29 protein-coding genes are annotated in these 24,823 nt (G+C 64.4%); 18 read left to right on the plus strand and 11 right to left on the minus strand.

Annotation, left to right across the window (positions count from 1 at the left end):
• Positions 1-3: 3 nt before the first annotated feature.
• Entirely contained in the window at positions 4-1,041 is a 1,038-nt protein-coding gene (gene pyrC, locus B9A11_RS06160) for a dihydroorotase (RefSeq protein ID WP_058246770.1), read from the plus strand.
• A gap of 42 nt (positions 1,042-1,083) precedes the next feature.
• Here the strand turns inward: pyrC and B9A11_RS06165 are convergent, their stop codons facing one another.
• A complete protein-coding gene (locus tag B9A11_RS06165) occupies positions 1,084-1,326 on the minus strand; it encodes a hypothetical protein (RefSeq protein ID WP_058246769.1) in 243 nt (80 codons plus the stop codon).
• Between the two features lie 322 nt (positions 1,327-1,648).
• Between B9A11_RS06165 and B9A11_RS06170 the strand changes: the two genes are divergently transcribed.
• Together B9A11_RS06170 and B9A11_RS06175 are read left to right on the plus strand one after the other, a co-directional pair.
• Positions 1,649-2,314, plus strand: a complete 666-nt coding sequence (locus tag B9A11_RS06170; protein ID WP_058246768.1) for an orotate phosphoribosyltransferase — start codon at positions 1,649-1,651, stop codon at positions 2,312-2,314.
• Between the two features lie 249 nt (positions 2,315-2,563).
• Positions 2,564-4,051: a replicative DNA helicase gene (locus tag B9A11_RS06175; protein ID WP_058246767.1), complete on the plus strand. Its 1,488-nt coding sequence runs from the start codon at positions 2,564-2,566 to the stop codon at positions 4,049-4,051.
• A gap of 37 nt (positions 4,052-4,088) precedes the next feature.
• On the opposite strand, the gene B9A11_RS06180 is transcribed toward B9A11_RS06175, so the two are convergent.
• A complete protein-coding gene (locus B9A11_RS06180; RefSeq protein ID WP_083499781.1) occupies positions 4,089-4,856 on the minus strand; it encodes an adenosylcobinamide-GDP ribazoletransferase in 768 nt (255 codons plus the stop codon).
• A 132-nt stretch (positions 4,857-4,988) separates the two neighbouring features.
• Between B9A11_RS06180 and alr the strand changes: the two genes are divergently transcribed.
• The 14 genes from alr (at position 4,989) to B9A11_RS06250 (ending at position 16,801) form a co-directional block, all read left to right on the plus strand.
• Positions 4,989-6,026 carry an alanine racemase gene (alr, locus tag B9A11_RS06185; RefSeq protein ID WP_058246765.1) on the plus strand — a complete coding sequence of 346 codons (1,038 nt, stop codon included), beginning with the start codon at positions 4,989-4,991 and terminating at the stop codon, positions 6,024-6,026.
• Entirely contained in the window at positions 6,023-6,805 is a 783-nt protein-coding gene (locus B9A11_RS06190) for an MlaE family ABC transporter permease (RefSeq protein ID WP_058246764.1), read from the plus strand. Before alr ends, B9A11_RS06190 begins: the two co-directional genes overlap by 4 nt.
• Before the next feature lie 97 nt (positions 6,806-6,902).
• Positions 6,903-7,649, plus strand: coding sequence for an ABC transporter ATP-binding protein (locus tag B9A11_RS06195; protein ID WP_058246763.1), 747 nt, complete (start codon positions 6,903-6,905; stop codon positions 7,647-7,649).
• On the plus strand, positions 7,646-8,032 hold the full coding sequence (locus B9A11_RS06200) for a hypothetical protein (protein WP_058246762.1): 387 nt from the start codon (positions 7,646-7,648) through the stop codon (positions 8,030-8,032). The genes B9A11_RS06195 and B9A11_RS06200 overlap by 4 nt, the downstream gene beginning before the upstream one ends.
• Positions 8,033-8,036: 4 nt before the next feature.
• A complete protein-coding gene (locus B9A11_RS06205; RefSeq protein WP_058246761.1) occupies positions 8,037-8,462 on the plus strand; it encodes a paraquat-inducible protein A in 426 nt (141 codons plus the stop codon).
• A 61-nt stretch (positions 8,463-8,523) separates the two neighbouring features.
• A complete protein-coding gene (gene radA / locus B9A11_RS06210; RefSeq protein ID WP_058246760.1) occupies positions 8,524-9,891 on the plus strand; it encodes a DNA repair protein RadA in 1,368 nt (455 codons plus the stop codon).
• 21 nt (positions 9,892-9,912) lie between these two features.
• The gene (locus B9A11_RS06215) at positions 9,913-10,488 is read left to right on the plus strand and encodes a CvpA family protein (protein ID WP_058246759.1); all 576 of its coding nucleotides are present in this window, start codon (positions 9,913-9,915) and stop codon (positions 10,486-10,488) included.
• Between the two features lie 182 nt (positions 10,489-10,670).
• The gene (gene purF / locus B9A11_RS06220; RefSeq protein WP_058246758.1) at positions 10,671-12,140 is read left to right on the plus strand and encodes an amidophosphoribosyltransferase; all 1,470 of its coding nucleotides are present in this window, start codon (positions 10,671-10,673) and stop codon (positions 12,138-12,140) included.
• Between the two features lie 83 nt (positions 12,141-12,223).
• The gene (locus B9A11_RS06225) at positions 12,224-12,778 is read left to right on the plus strand and encodes a DUF2199 domain-containing protein (RefSeq protein WP_159452479.1); all 555 of its coding nucleotides are present in this window, start codon (positions 12,224-12,226) and stop codon (positions 12,776-12,778) included.
• Positions 12,779-12,904: 126 nt separating this feature from the next.
• A complete protein-coding gene (locus B9A11_RS06230; RefSeq protein ID WP_234988746.1) occupies positions 12,905-13,222 on the plus strand; it encodes an amidophosphoribosyltransferase in 318 nt (105 codons plus the stop codon).
• 53 nt (positions 13,223-13,275) lie between these two features.
• Positions 13,276-13,917 (plus strand): SDR family NAD(P)-dependent oxidoreductase, encoded by a 642-nt coding sequence (locus tag B9A11_RS06235; RefSeq protein WP_058246756.1) that lies wholly within the window; start codon positions 13,276-13,278, stop codon positions 13,915-13,917.
• Positions 13,918-14,120: 203 nt separating this feature from the next.
• Positions 14,121-14,906: a 5'/3'-nucleotidase SurE gene (gene surE, locus B9A11_RS06240; RefSeq protein WP_058246755.1), complete on the plus strand. Its 786-nt coding sequence runs from the start codon at positions 14,121-14,123 to the stop codon at positions 14,904-14,906.
• A complete protein-coding gene (locus tag B9A11_RS06245; RefSeq protein ID WP_058246754.1) occupies positions 14,903-15,544 on the plus strand; it encodes a protein-L-isoaspartate(D-aspartate) O-methyltransferase in 642 nt (213 codons plus the stop codon). Before surE ends, B9A11_RS06245 begins: the two co-directional genes overlap by 4 nt.
• Before the next feature lie 60 nt (positions 15,545-15,604).
• Positions 15,605-16,801, plus strand: coding sequence for a LysM peptidoglycan-binding domain-containing M23 family metallopeptidase (locus B9A11_RS06250; protein ID WP_058246753.1), 1,197 nt, complete (start codon positions 15,605-15,607; stop codon positions 16,799-16,801).
• Positions 16,802-16,923: 122 nt separating this feature from the next.
• Here the strand turns inward: B9A11_RS06250 and B9A11_RS06255 are convergent, their stop codons facing one another.
• From B9A11_RS06255 to B9A11_RS06280, 6 genes are all read right to left on the minus strand, one after another.
• Positions 16,924-17,304, minus strand: a complete 381-nt coding sequence (locus tag B9A11_RS06255) for a hypothetical protein (RefSeq protein WP_143595810.1) — start codon at positions 17,302-17,304, stop codon at positions 16,924-16,926.
• Positions 17,282-17,569, minus strand: a complete 288-nt coding sequence (locus B9A11_RS21085) for a hypothetical protein (RefSeq protein WP_143595811.1) — start codon at positions 17,567-17,569, stop codon at positions 17,282-17,284. Before B9A11_RS21085 ends, B9A11_RS06255 begins: the two co-directional genes overlap by 23 nt.
• Before the next feature lie 240 nt (positions 17,570-17,809).
• Positions 17,810-18,607, minus strand: a complete 798-nt coding sequence (locus B9A11_RS06265; protein ID WP_370736527.1) for an ATP-binding protein — start codon at positions 18,605-18,607, stop codon at positions 17,810-17,812.
• 41 nt (positions 18,608-18,648) lie between these two features.
• A complete protein-coding gene (gene tatC, locus B9A11_RS06270; protein ID WP_058246749.1) occupies positions 18,649-19,602 on the minus strand; it encodes a twin-arginine translocase subunit TatC in 954 nt (317 codons plus the stop codon).
• A complete protein-coding gene (gene tatB / locus B9A11_RS06275; protein WP_058246748.1) occupies positions 19,599-20,066 on the minus strand; it encodes a Sec-independent protein translocase protein TatB in 468 nt (155 codons plus the stop codon). Before tatB ends, tatC begins: the two co-directional genes overlap by 4 nt.
• 3 nt (positions 20,067-20,069) lie before the next feature.
• Positions 20,070-20,285 (minus strand): twin-arginine translocase TatA/TatE family subunit, encoded by a 216-nt coding sequence (locus B9A11_RS06280; RefSeq protein WP_058246747.1) that lies wholly within the window; start codon positions 20,283-20,285, stop codon positions 20,070-20,072.
• A gap of 172 nt (positions 20,286-20,457) precedes the next feature.
• Between B9A11_RS06280 and B9A11_RS06285 the strand changes: the two genes are divergently transcribed.
• Entirely contained in the window at positions 20,458-21,153 is a 696-nt protein-coding gene (locus B9A11_RS06285; protein ID WP_058246746.1) for a helix-turn-helix transcriptional regulator, read from the plus strand.
• A 21-nt stretch (positions 21,154-21,174) separates the two neighbouring features.
• On the opposite strand, the gene B9A11_RS06290 is transcribed toward B9A11_RS06285, so the two are convergent.
• From B9A11_RS06290 to B9A11_RS06300, 3 genes are all read right to left on the minus strand, one after another.
• A complete protein-coding gene (locus tag B9A11_RS06290; protein ID WP_058246745.1) occupies positions 21,175-22,071 on the minus strand; it encodes a fructose bisphosphate aldolase in 897 nt (298 codons plus the stop codon).
• A gap of 117 nt (positions 22,072-22,188) precedes the next feature.
• Positions 22,189-23,550, minus strand: coding sequence for a cytochrome P450 (locus B9A11_RS06295; protein ID WP_058246744.1), 1,362 nt, complete (start codon positions 23,548-23,550; stop codon positions 22,189-22,191).
• The gene (locus tag B9A11_RS06300; protein WP_058246743.1) at positions 23,547-24,776 is read right to left on the minus strand and encodes a hypothetical protein; all 1,230 of its coding nucleotides are present in this window, start codon (positions 24,774-24,776) and stop codon (positions 23,547-23,549) included. The genes B9A11_RS06295 and B9A11_RS06300 overlap by 4 nt, the downstream gene beginning before the upstream one ends.
• Positions 24,777-24,823 lie beyond the last annotated feature (47 nt).

Consider the following 24,823-nt stretch of genomic DNA (forward strand, 5'->3'; position numbering starts at 1 on the left):
GCCATGGAACAGATCACGCTTGCCCGCCCCGACGATTGGCACCTGCACCTGCGCGATGGCGCGATGCTGCGGGCTGTCGCCCCTGAAACCGCGCGCCACTTTGGCCGTGCGATCATCATGCCCAACCTCGTGCCGCCGGTTGTGACCGGCGCGCAGGCCGCCGCCTACCGAGAGCGCATCCTGGCCGCCCTGCCCGAGGGCAGCGCCTTTGAGCCGCTGATGACGCTGTATCTGACCGAGGATACCGACCCTGCCGATGTCGCCGCTGCCCACGCCAGCGGTCTGGTCAAGGCGGTCAAGCTGTACCCCGCCGGGGCCACCACCAACTCCGCCTCTGGGGTGACGAATTTCGACAAGGTCCGCCCCACGCTGGAAAAGATGGCCGAGATCGGCCTGCCGCTGTGCGTGCACGGCGAGGTGGTGACCTCTGACGTGGATATCTTTGACCGCGAGGCGGTGTTCATCGACACCGTGCTCGACCCGCTGCGCCGCGCGACCCCCGGTCTGCGCGTGGTGATGGAGCATATCACCACCAGCCAAGGGGCGGATTACGCGCGCTCTGGCGGCGACGATCTGGGGGCGACGATCACCACGCACCATCTGGTCATCAACCGCAACGCCATTCTGGTCGGCGGGATCAAGCCGCATTACTACTGCCTGCCCGTGGCCAAACGCGAAGAGCACCGTCTGGCACTGCGCAAGGCGGCGACCTCTGGGGATGCGACCTTCTTTTTGGGGACCGACTCGGCCCCGCACCTCGACCCGCTCAAGGAAAACGCCTGCGGCTGCGCGGGCTGTTTCACCGCCACCAACACCATGTCCGTGTTGGCCGAAGTGTTCGAGCAGGACGGCGCGCTGGACAAGCTTGAGGCCTTTACCTCGCTCAATGGCCCGCGGTTCTACGGCCTGCCGGTGAACGACAGCACGCTGACGCTGACCAAGGGCGCGCCCGTGACCTACCCGGCCAAGATCGACAGCGCAGACGGCCCGGTCACGGTGTTCGATCCGATGATGCCGCTGCACTGGCGCGTCGAGGATTAAGCAGATCAGGGCGGCCTTTGGGTCGCCCTTTTCCTTTGGGGATCAGCGCCCAGCCTGCTGGTTCTGCCAGTCCATCCACGCCTTGCGCGGCCGCTCGGCACGCTCGGCGATCCCGCCCAATTCATGCGCGATCAGCATCATTCGCGCCACCGTGGCGCTGTCCAGTATGCCCGCCGCGCGAAAGCCCGCCCGTTCCAGCATCCCGGCGATCAATTGCAGCTCTTGCCCCAGCGCATAGGCCGCAAGATCGTCATCCCCCAGCTCTGGCTCAATCGCTGGCTCCATCTCTGGCGCCTGTTCCCTATCCACGTGTCCCCACTCCGATCTACGGGCCCTGCTGCCGCATTTTGCGGCTTTTCTCAAAGCCCTCGGTCTCAGCCATTAACCAACCCTAAAGATGAATTAACCCAAGCCCGATGCTGGGAAACCCGCACGAAAGGCTGTAAATTCAGACCCTTGGGATGGGATGCCTATCCGTACGGATAGTGGAAAACGCCGATCAGACCACTAGCGCGCCAAAGGCGTAGCGCCGCAGGATGCGAAAACGGTGTTTTCCAATCGCACGTGACGCGCTAAAGGGGCCACAAAGCTGAACGGAGTTGCCCTGATGATCCCCTCGACCTATCCGACCACCGAAGAAATGGCCCGCCTGACCGCGCGCATGTTGTGGGAAATCGAGGCGGTCAATTTCATGACCGACGAGCCGTTCAAACTGGCCTCGGGTCAGCTGTCGCCGGTCTATATCGACTGCCGCAAGCTGATTTCCTACCCGCGCATCCGCTCGACGCTCATGGACTTCCTGACCGTCACCGTCATGCGCAACGCAGGCTTTGAGGCCTTCGACAACATCGCCGGGGGCGAGACCGCGGGCATCCCCTTTGCCGCTTTGGTTGCCGAACGCATGGGCCTGCCCATGACCTATGTGCGCAAGAAACCCAAAGGCTACGGCAAGAACGCCCGCATCGAAGGCGCCATGACCGAAGGCCAGCGCGTCCTGCTGGTCGAGGATCTGACCACCGATGGCGGATCGAAACTGTCGTTTGTGGATGCGATCCGCGACACCGGCGCGACCTGCGCGCATACGGCGGTGATTTTCTACTACGGCATCTTCCCCGAGACGATCAAAACGCTGGGTGATCACGGCGTTGAACTGCACCACCTGTGCACCTGGTGGGAAGTGCTGGCCGAGGCCCCCGAAAAGCACAAGGGCGTGCTGGGCGAGGTCGAAGCCTTCCTCAAGGATCCGCACGGCTGGCGCGCCGCCAGAGCTTGATCGAGGCGTAATCAGCGGCTTTCCACCGGCGCACCACCGGCGAAAAATTGCGCAGTTGACCTGTGGCCTTGCGGTCACGGGCCTGCGGGGCTGGCCCCACATGTTGACCGATGCGGGGCCAAAGTGCCAAGATGATGCGGCGGGACCAAGGTGGAACCGTCCACAACTTATCCACTGAAACATACAATTTGCGTGAACCCGGCGGCCTGAGGTAGGCAGCCTACCTGAGCAGTCCGGGGGGACAACAAGATGAACGAGATCACGACGATCAATCCGACAGGCGTGCATGTGGATGCCGCCGAAACCATGCCGCACTCGATCGAAGCCGAGCAGCAGCTTTTGGGTGCGATTCTGACCGATAACGAGATCTATGACCGCGTCGCCGCGATCATCAATTCCAAGCATTTCTACGATCCGGTGCACCAGCGCATCTACGAAATCGCCGCCGCGCGCATTTCCAAGAACAACCTCGCCAGCCCCGTGACGCTCAAGGCGTTCATGGAGGATGACGACGGCCTCAAGGAACTGGGCGGCCCGGCCTATCTGGTGCGTCTTGCGGGCGCGGCGGTGTCGACCTTTGCGGTGCGCGACTATGCGCAGATGATTTACGATCTGGCGGTGCGCCGCGATCTGATCCGTCTGGGCCGCGAGATTGCCGACAAGGCCGCCAAGGTCGATGTGTCCTCGGAGCCCAAGGAACAGATCGTCGAGGCGGAACAGGCGCTGTACAAGATGGCCGAGCAGGGTCAGGCGGACAGCGGGTTCAAATCCTTCCTTTCGGCGGCGACCGAGGCGGTCAACGTGGCCAACGCCGCCTACCAGCGCGAAGGCGGTCTGGCCGGCATTTCCACCGGGCTTGATGACATGGACGCCAAGCTGGGCGGTCTGCACAAGTCTGACCTTTTGATCCTCGCGGGGCGTCCGTCCATGGGCAAAACCTCGCTGGCGACGAACCTCGCCTTCAACATCGCCAAGGCGTATAAAAAGGGCGATCTGCCCGATGGCACGCGCGGCGCGGTGCAGGGCGGCGTCGTCGGCTTCTTTAGCCTTGAAATGAGCGCCGAACAGCTGGCCAGCCGTATTCTGGCCGAGGCGTCCGAGATCAGCTCGCACAAGATCCGCCAGGGCGACATGGACGAAAAGGAATTCCGCCGCTTCGTCGAAGCCGCCAAGGCGCTGGAGGCCTGCCCGCTGTTCATCGACGACACCCCCGCCTTGCCGATTTCGCAGGTGGCGGCGCGCTCGCGGCGTCTGAAACGGACGCATGGGTTGGATCTGATCATCGTCGACTACTTGCAGCTGCTGCGCGGCACCGCCGACAACCGCGTGCAGGAAATCGCCGAAATCTCGATGGGTCTCAAAGCCATCGCCAAGGAGCTGAATATTCCGGTGATCGCCCTGTCCCAGCTGTCGCGTCAGGTGGAATCGCGCGAGGATAAACGCCCGCAGCTGTCCGACCTTCGGGAATCGGGCTCGATCGAGCAGGACGCCGACGTGGTGATGTTCGTGTTCCGCGAGGAATACTATGTCGAACGGGAAAAGCCGGGCGAGCACGAGCTGGACAAGATGGCCGAGTGGCAGGAACGCATGTCGCGTCTGCACGCCAAGGCCGAAGTGATCATCGGCAAGCAGCGTCACGGCCCGATTGGCACCGTCGAGCTGGCCTTTGAATCGCAGTTCACGCGCTTTGGCAACCTGGCCAAGTCGTGGCAGGTGGAACAGGCGGATCAGTACTAACCCCGCCTTTTCAGCGCCTTACGGGGCGTTTTTCACGTTACACCCAAACCGTCAGGCCGAGCAGGACCCCCAGCTCGGCCAATTGCTCGACCCCGCCGAGGCAGTCGCGCGTGTAGCCCCCCATCTTGGCCACCGCGCGCATCCGCCAGACCTGCCCCAGCGCCACCGCACCAAGGAACGCGCATAGGCCCGCCGCCAGCGAGGTCACCGCCACCAAGCCCGCCAGCAAAAGCCCACTGGTCGCCAAGGCCGCGCGGTAGCCGTCCGGCGTAACGCCGGGCACCAGCGCGCGAATGCCCTCTTCTCTGGCGTAATGCGTGGTCGCCGTCACATGCACCGCCGCCATCCGCCCGATGCCATGCGCCGCGATCAAGCCCACCGCCGCCAACCCCGGCGGCAGCTCCATCAGCAGCGCCAGCTTCAACGCCAGCGCCAGCCCAAGGGTCAACGTCCCCACGCGCCCATAGGAACTGGTCTGCAAGCCGCGCAAGACAGACATCCGGTCGCGGCCAATCGCCAAAGCCTCTGCCGAGCGGGCAAACCCCTGTTCGTGGAACGCGCCCGTCACCAGCAAGGTCGCCCCCAGCGACAGCAGCACCGCCACCGGCCAGGACCACACCATTCCCGCCAGCCCCAGCACCGCAGCCCCCACAGCGCCGACCAAAGCCCCCACCAGCGGCTGATACTTGGTCGCCCGAACGCGCAGATCGTCCGAGGTCGCCAGATCGCGCGCCATCGGCACCCGCGTCAGATAGCGCAGGCACAACAGGAACAGATGCGCTTCCATCCTCAGGGCGTCTTTCATCCCCCCTTGCTAGCATGTGACCGATAACAAGCGGTTACGACCCCCCGCAGACACGCCGCTTTGATCGCCTTAACACCGCGCGCCGCGCATTTCCCCTTGACCCGGCGCGCCAGAGTGACAAACACAGGCCGCATGGCACAGGCACATCTTACAATCGATCTCGCGGCGCTTTGCGCCAACTGGCGCGCCCTGCGCGATAAATCCAACGCCGAAGCGGGCGCGGTGGTCAAGGCAAACGCCTATGGCCTAGGCGTCGACAAGGTCGCCCCGGCTTTGGCCGCCCAAGGCGCAACGCGGTTCTTTGTGGCCGTCGCCGAAGAGGGCGCGGCCCTACGGCGCATCCTTGGCCCCGGCCCCGAGATCAACGTCTTTTCCGGCCATATGGCGGGGGATGCGGGCCTGATCCGCGCCGCCCACCTGACGCCGATGATCAACTCGATCGACCAAATGCTGCGCCATGTCGAAAGCCTGCCCGGCCACCCCTTTGGCATCCAGCTGGACAGCGGCATGAACCGTCTGGGGATCGAAGCCGACGAATGGCGCGCCCTGCGCGAAATCGCCATCGCCCAGAACCCCTCGCTGATCATGAGCCACCTCGCCTGCGCCGACGAGCCGGACCACGACATGAACCCGCAGCAGCTGCGCGCCTTTGTGGACATGACAGATGGCATCGACGCGCCGCGCTCGCTGTCCGCCACGGGCGGCATCCTGCTGGGCGAGGACTACCATTTCGACGTGACCCGCCCCGGCATCGGCATGTACGGCGGCGCGCCCTTTGACGACGCCCAGCCGGTCGTGCAACTGGACATCCCGGTGATCCAGATCCGCGACGTCCACCCGGGCGAGACGGTGGGCTATGGCAACACCTTCGTGGCCCCCGCCCTGACCCGCGTGGCGACCATCGCAGGCGGCTACGCTGACGGCATCCTGCGCGCCATGGGGCCGGACGCTGTGCTCTGGTCCGGGGACACCCGCTGCAAAGTCCTTGGCCGCATTTCCATGGACCTCATCGGCGTGGATGTCTCGGCGCTTGAGGACGCCCCCGAAACGCTGCAACTGCTGAACGCGGCGCAAGGCGTCGACACGCTGGCGGACTGGGCCGGGACCATCGGCTACGAAATCCTGACCTCGCTGGGCACCCGCTACGCCCGGACCTACCTGCCCGCATGAGCGCCCTCGCCCCCATCGGAGCCATCGGGCGCGGCACCCTTGCGGCCATGTCCTCGGTCGGGCGGGTGACGCTGTTTGCCCTGAGCGCGCTGGCGCATATGATCCGCCCGCCGTTTTACCCGCGCGAACTGGCGGTGGCGCTGCTGAACATCGGCTGGCTGTCGCTGCCCGTCGTGGGCCTCACCGCGATCTTCACCGGGGCTGCGCTGGCCTTGCAGATCTACTCCGGCGGCGCGCGTTTCAACGCCGAAGCGGTGGTCCCCCAGATCGTCGCCATCGGCATGGTGCGCGAGCTTGGCCCGGTCCTCGTGGGGCTGATGATCGCCGCCCGCGTGACCTCTTCGATCGCTGCCGAAATCGCCACCATGAAGGTGACCGAGCAGATCGACGCCCTCGTCACGCTCTCGACTCACCCGATGAAATACCTCGTGGCCCCGCGCGTGCTGGCGGCGTTGCTGGTGGTCCCGCTGCTGGTGGGCATTGGCGACATCATCGGCATCTTCGGCGGCTACGCGGTGGCCACCGGCAGCCTCGGCTTCAACGCCGCCGCCTACCTGAAAAACACCGTCGACTTTCTCGAACCGCTCGACGTCATCTCGTCCCTCGTCAAAGGCTGCGCCTTCGGCGGCATCGCGGCGCTCATGGGCTGCTACTTCGGGATGCAATCGGGCCGCGGCGCCCAAGGGGTGGGCCGCGCCACCAAAGGCAGCGTCGAGGCCGCCGCCGTCCTGATCCTCGCGGCCAACTTCCTACTTACGGGGGCCTTCTTCTCGCTATGACCCACCCCAACACGGCAGCCCAAACCCCCCGTTTCTTCTCTTTCAAAATATCCCCGCCGGAGGCATCCGCCCCCACCACAAACGCGAAGGCCAGACCATGATCGACCTCGCCCACGTCCAGAAAACCTTTGGCAGCAACACCGTGCTACGCGACGTCTCGCTGACGATCCCCAAGGGCACCTCCATGGTCATCATCGGCGGCTCGGGCACGGGCAAATCGGTGCTGCTCAAATGTATCCTTGGCCTCGTCACCCCCGATGCGGGGGTCATCTCGCTGGACGGGCAGGACGTGACGACAGCCGACCGCGACGCCTTTCTGGCGCGCTTCGGGATGCTGTTCCAGGGCGCGGCCCTGTTCGACAGCCTGCCCGTCTGGCAAAACGTCGCCTTTCGCCTGCTGCGCGGCAGCCTTCAGCGCCCGCGCGCCGAGGCCCGCGAGATCGCCATTGAAAAGCTCCGCCGCGTGGGTCTGAAACCCGACGTGGCCGACCGCCTGCCCGCCGAACTCTCGGGGGGCATGCAAAAGCGCGTGGGCCTTGCCCGCGCCATCGCCGCCGAGCCGGAAATCATCTTCTTTGACGAGCCTACGACGGGCCTCGACCCGATCATGGCCGGGGTGATCAACGATCTGATCCGCGAGATCGTCACCGAGATGGGCGCCACCGCCATGACCATCACCCACGACATGAGCAGCGTGCGCGCCATTGCCGACAACGTCGCCATGTTGCACGATGGCGTCATCCAATGGACTGGCCCCGTGGCACAGATGGACCACTCGGGCGATCCTTATGTTGACCAGTTCATCTCGGGCCGCGCCACTGGCCCGATTGAGGCCGTGCGATGACCCCCCTGTTCCAGCCGCCCCCCGAGGTGGTCGCCTTTCTCTTCGTCAAGAAATTCGTCTATCTCGAAGTGCTCGCCCTCCTTGCCTTGCTGCGGGTGATCGGCGGGCGCGGCATTGCGCGCTGGCCTGCGCTGGTCACACTTGTCATGGCCGCCAGTGGGATCTTTACCACCTTTGCGCCCGCGCTTGGCCTGAACCAAGGCCCGCTCTACACCAACGCCGCGCGCCTGATGGCGGGCAATGGCGGCATGTCGGCGCTGCTCGTGCCCTCGGCGGTGTTCCTGATCTGCTCGATCACCCCGCGCGCCCGCTGGCGCTGGATCGACGTGGTGCATATCGTGATGCTCTCGGGCCTCATCGGCCTGTGGTGGTGGGTGTCCTAAGCCGTTGCGCTGGCTGAACCTGACCCTCTTTGTCCTTTACCCCGTGGCGTGGTTCGCGCCGCTTTTGCGCGCGGGTCTGTTGCCACTGTTCGGGATGAAGGAAATCAGCGTCATCTCGGGGCTGCAATCGCTGTGGGATACGGACATCTTCCTTGCGCTGATTGTCACGGCGTTTGCCCTGTTCGCGCCGATGCTCAAAACGCTGGGGCTGGCCTTGGTGCAATTCCACCTGCTCGACCGCCGCGCCCTGCCCGCCTTGAACCTGCTCGGCAAGTTCGCCATGGCCGATGTCTTTCTGATCGCGGTCTATGTGACGCTGTCCAAGGGGATGGGCGTGGGCCGGGTGGACACGGCTTGGGGTCTGTACCTGTTCACGCTTTGCATTCTGGCGTCCATCGTCCTTGGCGCGGTCGAGGCGCGCAAGCGCTGACAACTTGGCCCCCGGCGCGCTTTGCGTCATAAAGCGCGGACACCTCGCATAAGGACCAACCATGGCCAAAGCCCAAACCTCCTTTGTTTGCCAATCCTGCGCCGCGCGCTCTTCGAAATGGTCGGGCCGCTGCGAGACCTGCGGCGAGTGGAACACCATCGTCGAGGAAAAGCCGCTGGCCGCTGGCCCATCTGGCAAGACCTTGGGCAAATCGCGCGGGCGTGCCGTGGCCCTGTCGGACCTGTCCACCAAAGAGGCGCCGCCGCCGCGCACCGCGTCCAAGCTCGATGAGCTGGACCGCGTGCTGGGGGGCGGCCTCGTGCCTGCCTCGGCGGTGCTGGTGGGCGGCGATCCCGGCATCGGCAAATCGACGCTGTTGCTGCAAGCCGCCGCCGCCTTTGCCAACGCTGGCCTGTCCGTCGTCTATATCTCTGGCGAAGAGGCCAGCGCCCAGGTGCGCCTGCGCGCGCAGCGCCTTGGGCTACAAGACGCGCCGGTCAAGCTGGCCACGGAAACCAACCTGCGCGACATCCTGACCACCTTGGATGAGACCCGCCCCGACCTTGCCATCGTCGATTCGATCCAGACCATGTGGGCCGACAACGTCGACAGCGCGCCGGGCTCCGTCAGCCAGGTGCGCGCCGCCGCCCACGAGCTGACCACCTTTGCCAAGCGCCGGGGCAGCGCCGTTATCATGGTCGGCCACGTCACCAAGGACGGCCAGATCGCCGGCCCGCGCGTGGTGGAACATATGGTCGACACGGTGCTGTACTTTGAGGGCGAGCGCGGCCACCAGTTCCGCATCCTGCGCAGCGTGAAAAACCGCTTTGGCCCGGCGGATGAAATCGGCGTCTTTGAAATGACCGGCGGCGGGCTGGCCGAAGTGTCCAACCCCTCGGCGCTGTTCTTGCAGGAACGCGGGCAACCGGCCCCCGGATCGGTGGTGTTTTCCGGCATCGAAGGCACCCGCCCCGTCTTGGTGGAATTCCAGGCGCTGGTGTCCCCTAGCCCCCATTCGCAGCCGCGCCGCAGCGTTGTGGGCTGGGATGGCTCGCGGCTGGCAATGATCCTCGCGGTGCTCGAATCGCGCTGCGGCATCCCGTTCGCCGGGCTCGATGTCTATCTGAACGTCGCGGGGGGGATGCGCGTGAACGAGCCTGCCGCCGATCTGGCCGTGGCCGCCGCCCTGCTTTCGGCGCGCGAAGACAGCGGGCTTCCGCCCGAAACGGTTGTATTTGGCGAGATAAGCCTGTCTGGCGCGCTCCGTCCCGTCAGCCAGACGGAAAATCGGTTGAAAGAAGCGCGAAAACTTGGTTTCTCCACCGCAATCCTGCCTTCGGGCGGAAAAGCTGCCGGGAACGGCGGCATGGCGCTTTCGCAAATGGGGGACCTTGCGTCCTTTGTGGGCGAAGTGTTCGGCGCCGGGTAAGGGACAACAAGAGGACGGCCCATGGAAGGTTTCACTATCGTAGACGGCGTTGTGGCCGGGATCATCGTGCTGTCCGCACTGCTGGCGTATTCGCGCGGCATCGTGCGCGAAGCCATGGCGATTGTCGGCTGGGTGGCCGCGGCGATCCTTGCGTTCATGTTCGCAGGCCAGGTGCAGCCGCTGGTCAAGGAAACCCCGGTGATCGGTGGTTTCCTGTCCGACAGCTGCGAATTGTCGGTGATCGCCGCCTTTGCCGCCGTGTTCACCGTGGCGCTGGTGATCGTGTCGCTGTTCACGCCGCTGTTCTCGTCGATTGTCCAGCGCTCGGCGCTTGGCGGGATCGACCAGGCGCTTGGGTTCTTTTTCGGCGTGGCGCGGGGCGTGCTTCTCTGCGCGATCGGCTTTTTCGTCTACGAGACGGTGATCACCGCGCAGGACATCCCGCAGATCGACGATTCGCGCTCTGCCGCCGTGTTCTCGCGCTTTACCGGCAAGATCGAAGAGCAAAACCCCGAGGAAGCGCTGGGGTGGATCACCGCGCAATACGAACAACTGGTGGGCATTTGCGCCGCCCCGGTGCCCGGCAGCGACGCCTGACAGCGCCTCAAAACGACGCATACAAACGCCCGCGTGACCAATGCGCGGGCGTTTTGCGTTAAAAATGCCATCTCGCATCTGTGACCCCGCGCCACAGAAAAACATCGTCATACTTCCGTGACATATGAGGTGTTAGCGATTAAGTAGGGCGCGAACAGCCACACTGGAGTCGGAGCGCGCCCTTGTCCGAGGCCCAATTTCCCCCCGCACACCCCTTTGATGACGACAAACTAAAGGAGGAGTGCGGCGTTTTCGGCGTTGTCGGTGTGACCGACGCGGCGAACTTTGTGGCCCTTGGCCTGCACGCCCTGCAACACCGCGGCCAAGAGGCGGGCGGCATCGTGTCCTACGCGCCCGACGCCGGGTTCAACTCGGCCCGCCGCTTTGGATATGTGCGCGACAACTTTACCAAGCAGTCCTTGATGGAAACGCTGCCGGGGGCTTTGTCCATCGGTCACGTGCGCTATTCCACCGCCGGGTCCAAGGCGGCGGCGATCCGCGACGTGCAACCCTTCTTTGGCGAGTTTTCCATGGGCGGGGCGGCGATTGCCCACAACGGCAACATCACCAACGCCGACGCGCTGCGCCGCGAGCTGATCGAGCGCGGCTCGATTTTCCAGTCCTCGTCGGATTCCGAATGCATCATTCACCTGATGGCCCGGTCCTTGCAGCGCAACATTCCGTCGCGCATGGAAGACGCCCTGCGCCGGGTCGAGGGCGCGTTCAGCGTTGTCGCCATGACCCGCACCAAGCTGATCGGTGTGCGTGACCCCTTGGGCGTGCGCCCGCTGGTGCTGGGCAAGATCGGTGACGGCTGGGCGCTGTCGTCGGAAACCTGCGCGCTGGACATCATCGGCGCGGAATTCGTCCGCGAGATCGAGCCGGGCGAAATGGTGGTCATCACCGCCGAGGGCGGCGTCGAAAGCAGCCACCCCTTCCGTCCGCAGCCTTCGCGCTTCTGCATCTTTGAGCACGTCTATTTCTCGCGTCCCGACAGCATCATCGGTGGCCGCAGCGTCTATGAAACCCGCCGTCAGATCGGCGTGGAACTGGCGCGCGAAGCCCCGGTCGAGGCCGATCTGGTCTGCGCCGTGCCCGACAGCGGCACCCCGGCGGCGATCGGTTTTGCGCATGAAAGCGGTATTCCCTTTGGCATGGGCATCATCCGCAACCAATACATGGGCCGGACCTTTATCGAGCCGACCGAGCAGATCCGCAACATGGGTGTGCGCCTCAAGCTCAACGTCAACCGCGCGCTGATCCGGGGCAAACGCGTGATCCTCGTGGACGACTCGGTGGTACGCGGCACGACCTCGCGCAAGATCAAGGAGATGATCCTTGATGCGGGCGCCGCCGAGGTGCACTTCCGCATTGCCTCGCCCCCCACCGCTTGGCCGTGTTTTTACGGCGTCGACACGCCCCAGCGTGAAAAGCTGCTGGCGGCGACCATGTCCGAGGACGAGATGTGCCAGCATCTGGGCGTTGACAGCCTCAAGTTCATCTCGCTCGATGGTCTGTACCGCGCCGCCGGCGAGGCCGAGGGCCGCAACGCCAAGTGCCCGCAGTATTGCGACGCCTGCTTCTCGGGGGAATATCCGGTCAAGCCTGCGGATATGATCGAAAAGGGCTTTCAGATGAAGGCCGCGGAATAAGCCTTTGGCTTTGTTGTGAATTCCAAAAGGCGGGTGGTCGTGGGCTGCCCGCCTTTTTCCTATCCAGAATGAAGGAACACCCCGTGTCCCTGCTTATGCTCGACAGCCGTTGGAAACGGTTTAACGACGAAGCCCGCGCCTGCCCCTGCTGCGGCGTGCAGTTCAACGGCATCTTTGACATCGGATTTTCCGAGCCCGAGGACTGGCCCCATGCCCCCTATACCGGCGCGCCGGTCGAGGTCGAAGACGACGTGCTGACCTCTGACTACTGCCGCATTGATGGGCGGCATTTCCTGCGCGCTGTTCTGCTGTTGCCGGTGCGCGGGGCCGATGACAATTTTGGCTTTGGCGCCTGGGTCGAGGTGTCACGGGACGTGGCCCGCGCCTATGGCGAGACCTTTGGCGACGATCCCCAGCCGTTCGAGGGCGAAGGCCTGCTGGCCAACACCCTGCCCGGCTTTGAGGACGAACAGGGCATCGCCGTCGCCCTGACCTGCCCCGACCCGGCCGAGCGCGCCTTGATCCATCCCCTGGACGGGCCACTGGCCGAGGCGCTGGAAAACGGCATTTCCTTTGACGATCTGCTCGACATCTACGCCGCCTCTGGCAACGACATTCGGCCGCATCTGACCCAGTAACGGCAAGGCTTTGCCGAAGGGTTTGCGTCTTTCGGCAAGGGCGCGCGCAGGGATTTGGGGAACTCTTCCGCTAGATGCGGGCGGCGCATAGATGGCGCGGACACGCAAACAGGACAGAGGTCTGAGATGCTGATTTCCTCGCCGCGCCCCAGCGGGCGCCCACAAACCGTTGTGAACCGCGTGACCTTGGCCAAGGCCGAGCCGCAGAGCAAACCCGAACAGCTTGCGACCGAGCAAGTGCCGCTGCCGCCGCGCAATGGCTTGCTGCTCTTGGGCACCTTTGGCACCGACAGCGCACCGCGCGCCCTGATCCGCCTGCCCGGTGGCAAGATCGACGAGGTGTCCAAGGGCGACAAGGTCGGCGGGCATCAGGTGCTCGCGATCGAAGCCGCAGCGGTGGTTTTGAACGTCGGCGGCACCGCGACCCGGCTGGCGATGCCGTAACGGCGCTTATGCCGCGCTTGACCTTGGACGCAAAGCGACACAAAAGCGGGGGCATGAAACAGATCGCCCTTATCACCGGCGCATCGCGTGGCCTTGGGGCCGCTCTCGCGCTGACGCTCGCCCCCAAGTACCACATCTTTGCGGTCGCCCGCACCGTTGGCGGCCTTGAAGAGCTGGATGACCAGATCAAGGCGCGCGGCGGCGAAGCCTCGCTTGCGCCCATGGATGTGACCGACCGCGACGCCATGGCCTATATGTGCCGCTCGATTTATGACCGCTTTGGCGGGGTGGCGGTCTGGTTGCACACGGCGATCCACGCCGCGCCGCTGACGCCTGCCGATCACTTGGACCAAAAGGACTGGGACAAGTCGATGGCCACGAACATCAACGCCTTGGGGCATCTGGTGCCTTTTGTGGCGCCCTTGCTGGGGGCCGAGGGTCAGGCCGTGTTCTTTGACGACCCGCGCGGCGGCGAGAAGTTCTATGGCCATTACGGGACAACCAAGGCGGCGCAGATCGCCCTGGCGCGGTCCTGGCAGGCTGAGACGGTCAAGGTTGGCCCCAAGGTGCAGATCTTGGAGCCCGCGCCGATGCCGACCCACACCCGCGCACGGTTCCACCCCGGTGAGGACAAGACGCTGCTGGCCAACCCGCTGGACGAGGCGGCCCGTTTGGTGGCTTTGGCGGGGCTGTAGTCCCGAGGCGGGTGCGCTTGTCGGACCCGATGAGGGGCGCTGCCCCTCAAACTCGCAGGTCTTCATGAGGGGCGCTGCCCCTCAAACTCCCCGGGATATTTTCAAAGAGAAGAAGACCCGGGCGGGGCTTTGGGCCCTCCTGCGGCTTGCCCCTGTGAAAGCCTTGCCCTAATGAGTTTGCAAGGCAATTCAGGGCGGGGCTTATGCGTATTCTCATCACCAATGACGACGGTATCAACGCGCCGGGGCTGAAGGTTCTGGAGGCGATTGCTCAGGACTTGGTCGGCCCGGACGGCGAGGTCTGGGTCGTAGCCCCTGCCTTTGAACAATCCGGTGTCGCGCATTGTATTTCCTATACGCACCCGACGATGATTGCGCAGATGGGCGAGCGGCGCTTTGCCGCCGAGGGGAGCCCGGCGGACTGTGTCTTGGCCGGTTTGCATGACGTGTTGAAGGATAGCCCGCCGGATTTGATCCTGTCCGGGGTAAACCGGGGCAATAACTCGGCGGAGAATGCGCTGTATTCCGGCACCTTGGGCGGCGCGATGGAGGGGGCTTTGCAGGGCATCCGGTCGATTGCCTTGTCGCAGTATCTGGGGCCGAAAACCCACGGTTTGGACAACCCGTTCGAGGCCTCGGCGGTGCATGGCGGCGACGTGATCCGCAAGATCCTCGCCGCCGACCCCGACGGGCAGAGCGGCTATCGTCTGTTCTACAACGTCAACTTCCCCCCGTTTCCGGCGGCGGATGTGGTCGGCACCGTGGCCACCGCGCAGGGCATTCGCCCCGAGACGTCCTTTAGCGTCGAGCCGCACACCTCGCCGTCGGGGCGGCGGTTCCTTTGGGCGTCGGGCGGCAACCAGCGCATTGGCACCGCCGAGGGCACCGACGCGGACATGAACCTCAAAGGGTACATCACCGTCACGCCCATGCGCGCCGATCTGACCTGCCACGACAGCCTTGCCCGCCTGAAAGACGCGCTGACATGAGCTTTGACGCCGAAGCCAAGATGCAGTTCCTGTTTGCCCTCCGCTCCAAGGGGGTGACGGACACCGTGGTGCTGAACGCCATGGAAAAGGTCGACCGCGGGCTGTTCGTGCAGGGCTATTTCAACGACCGCGCCTATGAGGACACGCCGCTGCCGATCCCCTGCGGGCAGACCATCAGCCAGCCCTCGGTGGTCGCCTTGATGACGCAGGCGCTGGATGTGGGCCCGCGCGACAAGGTGCTTGAGGTCGGGACCGGCTCTGGCTACCAGGCCGCGATCCTCAGCCAACTCGCCCGCCGCGTCTACACCGTCGACCGCCACAAGCGGCTGGTGCAGGCGGCCCGCGCGGTGTTCGACGCGCTGGAACTGAGCAACATCACCGCCTTCACCTCCGATGGTTCGCACGGGTTGCCCGATCAGGCGCCCTTTGACCGCATCATCGTCACCGCCGCCGCCGAGGATCCGCCCGGCCCGCTCTTGGCGCAGCTCAAGATTGGCGGTATCATGGTGGTGCCTGTGGGCCAGTCGGACACGGTGCAACAGCTGATCCGCGTCACCCGCCACGAGGACGGTTTCGACTACGATGAGCTGCGGCCTGTGCGTTTCGTGCCCCTCGTCGAGGGGCTGGGCAAGGACTGAACCATCGGCAAGACAGTGCCGTGACGCCTCGACACAAGGGGCGCATATGAGGATATCGAGATGACCCGGACAGCGCGCCTTTTCCCTTTGTTCGTCAGTATGATAGCGCTTGGCGCCTGCTCTGGCGGTGTAGACTTTGACCTCCGGGGCAAGATGGGCGGGCGGGTCGACACCTCGCAGGCAGCGATCAAGGCGACCACCGCGCGGCCCGCGCCGGACAACCGCGGTGTCATCTCTTACCCCAGCTACCAGGTGGCCGTGGCCAAGCGCGGCGACAAGCTCTCGGACGTGGCGAACCGCCTTGGCCTGCCCGCCGAGGACCTCGCGCGCTTTAACGGTATCAAGGTCGACGACCCCCTGCGCCAGGGCGAGCTGATCGCCCTGCCCCGCCGCGTGAGCGAACCTTCGCCGGCGACCGGCGCGGCCACCACCGGCCCGATCCGCCCCGCGCCGACCGTCGATGTGGCGACGCTGGCGGGCAACGCCATCGACCGCGCCGCCCCCACCGCGCCGCGCACCGCCACAGGCCCCACCGGGATCGAGCCGATCCGCCACCAGGTCGCCCGCGGCGAAACCGCCTTTACCATCGCGCGCCTCTACAACGTCTCGCCGCGCGCGCTGGCCGAGTGGAACGGCCTCGACAAAGCCTTCAACATCCGCGAAGGCCAGTTCCTGTTGATCCCGCCGGTGGACACCACAGCGCCGCAAATCGCCGAACCGGCGGTCTCCGAGCCCGGCGATGGCACCCCCACGCCGACGCCGCCCTCGGCCTCGAAACCGCTGCCGACCGTGACCCCGCCCGCCGCCGCCAGCGTGGCCGCCACAACGCTGCCCAAAGCCGACGCGAAACCGGCGGCCCCGGCCAAGCCCGTCGCCGACATCGGCCAAAGCAAACCCGCCGCCAGCAGCGCGCAAATGGTCATGCCGGTCAGCGGCTCGATCATCCGCGAATACTCACGCGAAAGAAATCCCGGGATCGACATCTCTGCCACCGCAGGCTCTCCGGTCAAAGCGGCGGCCTCTGGGCAGGTCATCGCAATCTCGACAACCACCGAAGGCGTCAAGTTCATCTTGATCCGCCACCCCGCCGATCTGGTCAGCGTCTACACCCATGTCGACGATGTCAAAGTTGCCAAAGGCGACGCCGTCTCCAAAGGCCAAGACATCGCCCGTGTCCGGTCAGGAGAGCCAGCCTTCCTGCATTTCGAAGTCCGCCAAGGCATGGAACCCACCGACCCCATGCCCTACCTGCGCTAACCCCTAAAATCCTCCGGGCTTCTTCTCTTCAAAAATATCCCGGGGGAGCGCCTTCAGGCGCGGGGCAGCGCCCCCTTTTAACCAAGGCCCGTAGCCGATCCTCACACAGCACGAGCAGCCGCCTAACAGCCGCCCCGGTGGAACACGTCGCCCCAATCCGCCACGCCAAAGGTCCGAAACCGCCCGATCCCACCAGCGGGCATATCGCGGATCTTGTCCCCTCCGATCTCGGCGCGCCCGTCGCTCCGTTGCGCGGACAGGTAATAATTGCGGTTCGTGGACTCCGCCATCAACGCGATCCCATTGGGCGGCACCGGAAAGAACCCCTCGGTCTTCCAATCCCCACTCAGCGGCCTGAAATGCACCGCAACATTCAGCGCCCTCTGCCGCGTGCAGGTGTTCACCGCAAAGGTCCGGATCAGGTAATCATCCCCCGCAACCTTGCGCACCCATGGCTCTGCATACTCCGACCACGCCGGATCACCCGTGACGATAGCCGTCAAAATGTCCTGCCGCTCGCGCGTGAATAGACCTCTTCGACCTCGAAAAAACCCGCCCCAAGGTGCCCGTATGCGGGTTCCCCGGCGCAAAGATCACGCCCTTGCGCGCCTCGCCCGCCTCATCGACCACGCAGTCCGCCGCCGTCAGGATAAAGTCCGACGCGATCACCGACGCGGTGCAATAGGCAACGCGGGTGCCGTTTGACCCACGCTTATAATCCCGCAGCACGCCAACCTTGTTCGGAACGTCCCGCAGGGTGTCGGGCACGCGGGTGGTGGGCTTCAGCCTCTCAGCGGACAGCGACGCGCAGCTCAGCGCCAGCGCACAAAGGCCTTTAGAATGACGCGCATCGTGGGTCGGCTCCTTTTCTATTGGTGCGTTAAGGGTTTCAGATTCACGCGAAAACTCAAAGCCTTGCAGGCCTCCCTTTCCCCGCACCCACGCAAAAGTGACCAACAAAAAGGCCCCGGTCCCATGACCGAGGCCCAATCAGGACACAAGCAAGGCTCAGCCCAATGCCACACCCTTGCGCCCGGCCAGATCGGTAAAGAACTGCCACGCCACACGCCCCGAGCGCGACCCGCGCGTCGCCTGCCACTCGATGGCCTCGGCGCGCAGATCGTCGTCCGAAATCTCGACGCCATGGGCATCGCAGTAGCCGCGGATCATCTCAAGGTATTCGTCCTGCGAACAGGGGTGGAACCCCAGCCACAGACCAAAGCGATCGGACAGCGACACCTTTTCCTCGACCGCTTCGCCGGGGTTGATGGCGCTGGACCGCTCGTTCTCGATCATGTCGCGCGGCATCAGGTGGCGGCGGTTGGACGTGGCATAGAACACCACGTTGTCGGGCCGCCCCTCGACGCCGCCATCCAAAACCGCCTTGAGCGATTTGTAGTGCTGGTCGTCGTGCGAAAACGACAGGTCGTCACAGAACAGCACAAACCGGTAGGGCGCATCGCGCAGCAGGTTCAGCAAGCGCCCCACGGTCGGCAAGTCTTCGCGCTGCAATTCCACCAGTTTCAGGTCATGCCCCTGTGCGCGCACCGCCGCGTGGACTGCCTTGACGATGGACGACTTGCCCATCCCCCGCGCGCCCCAAAGCAGCGCGTTGTTGGCGGGCAGCCCTTCGGCAAACTGCAGCGTGTTCTTTAGCAGCGTATCGCGCGAGCGGTCGATGCCAACCAGCAGGTCCAGATCCACCCGGCTCACCCGTGCCACCGGGGCCAGACGGTCGGGCGATACATGCCAGACAAAGGCCTCTGCCCCATCGAAATCCGGAGACGCCAAAGGCGCCGGAGCCATCCGCTCCAGCGCCTCGGCGATCCGCGTCAGCGTCTCGTCATTCACGTGTCTTTATCCTCGTCGAACTCTTTCATCAGCGGGTCGTTCTCGGTGTCCGGCTCGTCCTCGAACCAAAGCCCCTGCGCCCGCAGCTCTTTTTCGCGCTTTTTCTCGACCATGCGCACCAGGATGATCGACACCTCGTAGAGGCCGTAGACCACGGTGAACAGGATGATCTGCGTGGTCACATCCGGCGGCGTCACAATCGCGGCGAGGATCAGGATACCAACCATGGCGTATTTGCGCACGCTGCCCAGACCCTCGGCCGAGACCATCCCCGCCTTGCCCATCAGCGTCAGCAGCACCGGCAGCTGGAAACACAGGCCAAAGGCGATGATGAACTTCAGCGTGATATCAAGGCTCTCGTTCACCTTACCAAAGAAGGTGATCTGGATGCCCTCGTCCGGCGCGGCTTCGGCGGCGGCTTCGGCCAGCTCCGGCACGGTCACCCCGGTCAAATCCCCTGCCCGTCCCAGAAGGTCAGACATCAGCGACGGGAAATCCGCGAACCCAAGGAAGAACGCCATCGCCAGCGGTGTCACCACGAAATGCGCAAAGCTCGCGCCCAGCAGGAACATGAACGGCGAAGCGATCAGGAACGGCAGGAACGCGCCCTTTTCGGATTTATACAGACCCGGCGCGATGAAGCGCCACATCTGGTAAGAGATCACCGGAAAGGCCAGCGCAAAGCCGAACACCATCGAGATGCGGAACAGCGTGAACAGGTATTCCTGCGGGCTGGTGTATTGCATCGTCGGCGACGGGTCGCCCAATTCGCGCAAGGTCGCCTCGATCGGGCCCAGCAGGAACTGCAAGATCGGCTCGGCCACGGTAAAGGCCAGCACCATGCCGATCAAAAAGGCGATCACGCAGCGGATCAGCCGCGTGCGCAATTCGGCGAGGTGCTCGATCAGCGGGGCCGAGCTGTCCTCGATCTCGTCGTTGGTCGCGTTCATGCGTCACCCTTCGTAGGGGCGTCATCGCCCTTGGTCTCAGACGCGGCCTCGGCCTCCAGACGCTCGGCGGCTTTCAGCGCCTCCTCGGCCTCGCGGGCCTTGCGTTCGGCGGCCTTGCGCGCGGCAGAGGCTTCGATCTTTTTGCGGGCCTCTTCGCGCTCGGCGGCCAGTTTGCCGGTCTCGCTGCTGGGGTCGAGGTTGGTCATCGACTTGGCCGCATCCTTGACCCCGTCCATGGCCGCGCCAACGGGGTTGGTCGCGGTTTTAAAGGTCTTGGCCACGTCCTGCACGCCAGACTGGTCCGCCGCGTCATTCATGGCACGGCTGAACTCGCGCGCCATTCCGCGGGCCTTGCCCATGAACTGGCCCACCTTGCGAAACAGCATCGGCAGATCCTTGGGACCGACGACGATCAACGCCACGATCCCGATCAGCATCAGCTCTGTCCAGCCAAGATCAAACATGGTTTAGACCTTGTCTTTCTCTTCGGCGGGGGTGACGTCCTTGGCCTCGGCGGCCTTTTCGTCCTCAAGCTCTTTGGCGCCCTCGTCGACACCCTTTTTGAAGGCGGTGATGCCCTTGCCGACCTCACCCATGAGGCCAGAGATTTTGCCGCGGCCGAACAGGACCAGCACCACGACGGCGATCAGCAGAAGGCCCGGAAGGCCGATATTGTTGAGCATTGCTCTCTCCTTAGTCCGTGGGGATTTTCCCCGCGATGAATTCCGTCCGATGTATGTATCGGCTTCGCGCCAAGGCGAAAAGCACCAAACTGCACCGCTTTGAGGGTGTTTGTGTCATGAGGTTGTCAGTTGTCAGGATTTTGTCAGTATAGGCGCAACTGGAGGCTCGAAAATGAATCGCAAAGACCGGCTTTTCGCCCTGATGCAGCGCCTGCGCGATGGGCAATTGCACACCGCAGAGGCAATGGCGCAGGACCTTGGGGTGTCCGTGCGCACGATCTATCGCGACATGGAGGTGCTGGCAGAATCAGGTGTGCCGGTCGAAGGGGCGCGCGGCTATGGCTACACGGCCCAAGCGGCGATCACCCTGCCCCCCTTGAACCTGACCGAAACAGAGCTGGAGGCGTTGCACGTCGCCCTCGCGGCCCTCGGCGCATCGGACCTGCCCGAGATGTCAGAGGCGGCGCGGTCGCTGTCCGCCAAGATCGACGCCATCCTGCCAGAGGACAGCAGCGCGCCGTCCGCCTCTTTCGGCTTTGCCACCCATGCCTTTGCCGAGGCGGCGCGCGGCTTTGCCCATATGCCCAGCATCCGCGCCGCGATCCGGGCGCGGCAAAAGCTGCGGATCACGCGGGCGGGCGCGGTGCACGACATTCGCCCGCTGCACTTGGATTACTGGGGGCGCGTCTGGACCTGCATCGCCTGGGAGGAGACCGCGAACGACTTCCTGTCCTTGCGCATCGACCGCATCGACAGCGTCACCCCCCTGCCGGGGCTGTTCGTGGACGAGCCGGGCAAGCGCTTTGCCGACTGGCAGGCCCGTACAAAAGACGAAGCCCCCCTTCGCCAGCGCAAAGAGGGGCCTTGATCGTCTGACTGAGGGAACAGATCAGAGCGAAGCTTGGTAGATCTTGTCGATGTTCGCGCCGAGCGCCGCGTTGAACTCTTCGTCCGACTGCTGCTTGGACAGACCTTCGGCCAACGCGCGGCTGAAAGAGGCGATCATCTTGGGCTGCTTGGACAGACGCGCGCAGGCGTCGTCGGTGGTGTAGCCGCCCGACAGCGCCACAACGCGCAGCACGCGCGGGTGGTCGGCCAGATCGTCGTACAGGCCCGCCTCGTTCGGGATGGTCAGCTTGAGCATCACGTTCTGATCGTCGGCCAGCGCGTCCAGCTGCGCGGTGATCTCGGCCTTGAGGATCGCCTCGGCCTCGGACTTGGTGGCAGAGTTGATGTCGACCTCGGGCTCGATGATCGGCACCATGCCGCAGGACACCACGGTCTTGCCGACCTCGAACTGCTGGGCGACCACGGCCTTGATGCCCTCGGGGTTCGCCTCGTGGATGACCGAGCGTTCCTTGGTGCCAAAGATGCCAAAGGTGGCGGCTTCTTTCAGCGTGTCCTCAAGGCCAGGGATCGGTTTCATCATCTGAACGCCGTTCGCCTTGTCGTCGAGACCCTTGTCGATCTTGAGGAACGGCACGATGCCGCGATCTTCCCACAGGGCCTTGGCGGTGGGCTTGCCGTCCACTTCGCCGCGCATGGTGCGTTCGAACAGGATCGCGCCCAGCACCTTGTCCTTGGTGAAATCGGGGGCCTTGATGATGCGCGTGCGCATGGCATGGATTTCGGCGAACATCGCCTCTTCGCCGTCGTACATGTCTTCGGTGACGCCATAAAGCCCCAGCGCCTTGGGGGTCGAGCCGCCCGACTGATCCAGCGCCGCGATAAAGCCTTTGCCGTTGGTCATCTGCGCAGCCATCTGCGCGAAAGTGTCTGTAGACATGTCGCCCTCATGAGGTGAGTAAGAATGAATTAACCCTTCGTTACACAAAGCTGTGAAGGCGGTATAGAGGCTCAACCGCCTGTTATCGCTAAACTTCGGCAGTTCGTCTCAAATGTTTCAAATCGCGGCGGGGCGCTGGGTGACGCGCAGCCAGATCCCATCGCGGGCGCGCACGGTCAGGTGCGCTTCGGGGATGGGATCGCGGCCTTTGACGCGCTCGACTTTCAGGTCACGCAGCAGCAGCGACAGCAGCAAAGGCCCCTCGACCATGGCAAAGCCTGCCCCCGTGCAGACCCGCGGCCCGGCGGAAAACGGGATATAGGCGTCGCGCCCGCATTGCTTGCCGTTCTCGGTCTGCCAGCGGGTCGGGTCGAACTCATCCGGGCGCTCCCACAGGCGTTCGTGGCGATGTAAATGCCATGGGCTAAGGACGATTTGGGACGATTTCGGGAGTTTTCTGTCACGAAACGCCTCTGGGCAGGTCGTTTGGCGCACCATCATCGGCACCGGCGGATAAAGCCGCAGCGTCTCGCGGAACACATCGCGGCTGAGGCGCAGTTTCGAGACATCGCCAAAGTTTTCGCCTTGCAGCAGCTGCGCCTCGGTCGCCAGACGGTCCTGCCAGTCGGGGTAAAGCGCCATCAGGTACAGCGCCCAGCCAAGCGCGCTGGCACTGGTTTCATGCCCCGCGAGGAAAAAGATCGCCACTTGGTCGACCATCTCCTCGGCGCTAAAGGTCTCGCCGGTTTCGGGATCAACTGTGGTCATGATCTTCGTGGCCAGATCGTCCGGCGCGGTGCCTGCCTTGATCTGCGCCATGCGGTCGGCGGTCAACTGGGCAATCAGCCCGCGAATGCGCTGCGCCGCCGCCCGCGTGTCCTTGCGGAAAAAGCGCGGCATCCAGCGCGGCAAAGGCACAAAGGCGGCGATGTTCAGGATCGGCTGGGTGCGCTGGTAGGCGCGGAATTCGTGAAAGACGGCGCTGGCGACCTCGTCCTCGATCGGGATCGAAAACAGCGTGCGAAAGATCACGTCGGCGGCGGCGTGGCTGGTGATCTCTTCGATTTCCACGTCCTGCCCGGCGCGCTCGGTTAGCCGTTTCAAAGCCGCCTCTGCCGCCTGCCACATGGCCGGATAGGTTTCGCGCAGGCGGCCGCCTTCGAACGCCGGGTCGATGATGCGTCGCTGCCGCTGCCATTGCGCGCCATTGGTCAGGAACACGCTGTCACCCAGCAAGGGTCGCAGCCCTTCGGAAATGCGCGAGGATTTGGGGAAATCCATCGGGCGATCCTTGAGCACGGTTTTGACCAGCTCGGGCTGGTTGACCAGATAGGACCGGAAAAAGGGCGTCTTGAACTCGGCCATCCACGCCCGGTACAGCCGCGCGGGCTGGGCCGAGAGGATGTCGGCGCGGAACAGTTTGACGTATTTGAGCAAGGACACACGGTTGGGCCGCGCGGCGGGTTTCGGCGGGATCATGGCGCGGTGCTCGTGAATTTCGACACCGCCTTGGTCAGGCGGCTGGCCGAGGGCGGGCGGTCCTGATAGCGCTGAGCCAGCGACAAAGGCCCGGCGGTGATCTGGAAATAGTCGTAGTCCAGCGGCGCATCAAAGGCGCAGAGATACTGGAAATGCAGGCGGAAAAAGCGCCAGCGCAGCGCCTTCCAGCGGGCGGGGCTGAGGCTGCGGGTGAACTGCGCCGAAAAGACCAGCGGCCAGAGTTTGTTTTCGGGCGCAACGCCGGAGACGCTGACCGGGTCACACAGAGCAAAGGCGCAGCCGTCGCCGGGCGCGGTCACATCGACCCAGGTCAGGGCGTTTTGCGCCGCCAAAAACTGCAAATCGGCCCTCAGACGCCACGCATCGCGCAGGAAAGACACCATGGGCACCACTTGCCCGAGGCTGAGGAAGGCCAGTTTCGGGCCTTGGTCCGGCACGCGCCCTTGGCGGATCAGATCGGACAGGATCGAGACCGCCAGATGCGCGCCCGAGGAATGGCCGACAATCAGGACTTCATCCACATCCGTGGTCAACGCCTCGGCGATGATGTCCGCAAACTCGGCCATGCGGGTTTCCAGCTCTGGCGGGTTGGCACCGCGATGCTGGGCCGAATAGGCGTAGTCGTGCATCAGGTAGTAGGCAAAGAACTTGCCGTCTTTCTTCTTGAACCAGCGCAGCAGGGCATGGCCAGCGGCGGCCCCAAGCGCCGCGCCGAGGAGCGTCGTCAGAGTGTTGCCAAGGCTGCCGAGTTTTGCGCCGAGGGCGGTCAGGCACAGGGCGAGCAAAGCCTGAAGCAGCAGCATCCCGATGGGATAGAGCGCCGCGATCACCGGCCCTTTGCGCAGGCGCATGAGGCGGAACAAAGCGCCGGTGGCGATGTACTCCCAAGCGGTGCGGACCAGCTGCGCGTAGGTGGCGGGGATCGAGGTTTCCATGCTGCCGCGGACGATGTCGGACCAGACGAGGACTTCGACGTCCGCTTGGGTTGTGTCTTGCGCGATCTCGCTGGAGACGCGCCAGCCGTAGAGGCCGCCGGTTTGCTTGGGGCTGAGGGTTAGCTCGTAGCCGGAGATGGCCGCCTGGGCGGTGCCTTCCTTGCGGTAGAGTTCGCGATAACGCCGGGGGTGAATGGGATCGTAGCCGGGAATGTAGAAGACCCGGCGTTTCGTGACATCTTGTTTGCGGGTGTGCTGCTCTGAACTCATGACCCGTCCCTTGGTTTAGGGAAAGAGTAACGGTGATTTTCGGCCAG

This window comes from Tropicibacter naphthalenivorans (assembly GCF_900176475.1).
Classification (GTDB): Bacteria; Pseudomonadota; Alphaproteobacteria; order Rhodobacterales; family Rhodobacteraceae; genus Tropicibacter; species Tropicibacter naphthalenivorans.

Bases quoted from the DNA above. Each gene is read 5' to 3' on its own strand.
- B9A11_RS06250 (WP_058246753.1), top strand. From the start codon at position 15,605: ATGACCCGGACAGCGCGCCTTTTCCCTTTGTTCGTCAGTATGATAGCG.
- B9A11_RS06200 (WP_058246762.1), top strand. From the start codon at position 7,646: ATGACCCCCCTGTTCCAGCCGCCCCCCGAGGTGGTCGCCTTTCTCTTC.
- B9A11_RS06215 (WP_058246759.1), top strand. From the start codon at position 9,913: ATGGAAGGTTTCACTATCGTAGACGGCGTTGTGGCCGGGATCATCGTG.
- tatB (WP_058246748.1), bottom strand. From the start codon at position 20,066: ATGTTTGATCTTGGCTGGACAGAGCTGATGCTGATCGGGATCGTGGCG.
- B9A11_RS06180 (WP_083499781.1), bottom strand. From the start codon at position 4,856: ATGAAAGACGCCCTGAGGATGGAAGCGCATCTGTTCCTGTTGTGCCTG.
- tatC (WP_058246749.1), bottom strand. From the start codon at position 19,602: ATGAACGCGACCAACGACGAGATCGAGGACAGCTCGGCCCCGCTGATC.
- B9A11_RS06290 (WP_058246745.1), bottom strand. From the start codon at position 22,071: ATGTCTACAGACACTTTCGCGCAGATGGCTGCGCAGATGACCAACGGC.
- B9A11_RS06165 (WP_058246769.1), bottom strand. From the start codon at position 1,326: ATGGAGCCAGCGATTGAGCCAGAGCTGGGGGATGACGATCTTGCGGCC.
- B9A11_RS06230 (WP_234988746.1), top strand. From the start codon at position 12,905: ATGCTGATTTCCTCGCCGCGCCCCAGCGGGCGCCCACAAACCGTTGTG.
- B9A11_RS06245 (WP_058246754.1), top strand. From the start codon at position 14,903: ATGAGCTTTGACGCCGAAGCCAAGATGCAGTTCCTGTTTGCCCTCCGC.
- pyrC (WP_058246770.1), top strand. From the start codon at position 4: ATGGAACAGATCACGCTTGCCCGCCCCGACGATTGGCACCTGCACCTG.
- B9A11_RS06235 (WP_058246756.1), top strand. From the start codon at position 13,276: ATGAAACAGATCGCCCTTATCACCGGCGCATCGCGTGGCCTTGGGGCC.
- B9A11_RS06295 (WP_058246744.1), bottom strand. From the start codon at position 23,550: ATGATCCCGCCGAAACCCGCCGCGCGGCCCAACCGTGTGTCCTTGCTC.
- B9A11_RS06175 (WP_058246767.1), top strand. From the start codon at position 2,564: ATGAACGAGATCACGACGATCAATCCGACAGGCGTGCATGTGGATGCC.
- alr (WP_058246765.1), top strand. From the start codon at position 4,989: ATGGCACAGGCACATCTTACAATCGATCTCGCGGCGCTTTGCGCCAAC.
- B9A11_RS06170 (WP_058246768.1), top strand. From the start codon at position 1,649: ATGATCCCCTCGACCTATCCGACCACCGAAGAAATGGCCCGCCTGACC.
- surE (WP_058246755.1), top strand. From the start codon at position 14,121: ATGCGTATTCTCATCACCAATGACGACGGTATCAACGCGCCGGGGCTG.
- B9A11_RS06265 (WP_370736527.1), bottom strand. From the start codon at position 18,607: ATGGCTCCGGCGCCTTTGGCGTCTCCGGATTTCGATGGGGCAGAGGCC.
- radA (WP_058246760.1), top strand. From the start codon at position 8,524: ATGGCCAAAGCCCAAACCTCCTTTGTTTGCCAATCCTGCGCCGCGCGC.
- B9A11_RS06280 (WP_058246747.1), bottom strand. From the start codon at position 20,285: ATGCTCAACAATATCGGCCTTCCGGGCCTTCTGCTGATCGCCGTCGTG.
- B9A11_RS06285 (WP_058246746.1), top strand. From the start codon at position 20,458: ATGAATCGCAAAGACCGGCTTTTCGCCCTGATGCAGCGCCTGCGCGAT.
- B9A11_RS06195 (WP_058246763.1), top strand. From the start codon at position 6,903: ATGATCGACCTCGCCCACGTCCAGAAAACCTTTGGCAGCAACACCGTG.
- B9A11_RS06300 (WP_058246743.1), bottom strand. From the start codon at position 24,776: ATGAGTTCAGAGCAGCACACCCGCAAACAAGATGTCACGAAACGCCGG.
- B9A11_RS06190 (WP_058246764.1), top strand. From the start codon at position 6,023: ATGAGCGCCCTCGCCCCCATCGGAGCCATCGGGCGCGGCACCCTTGCG.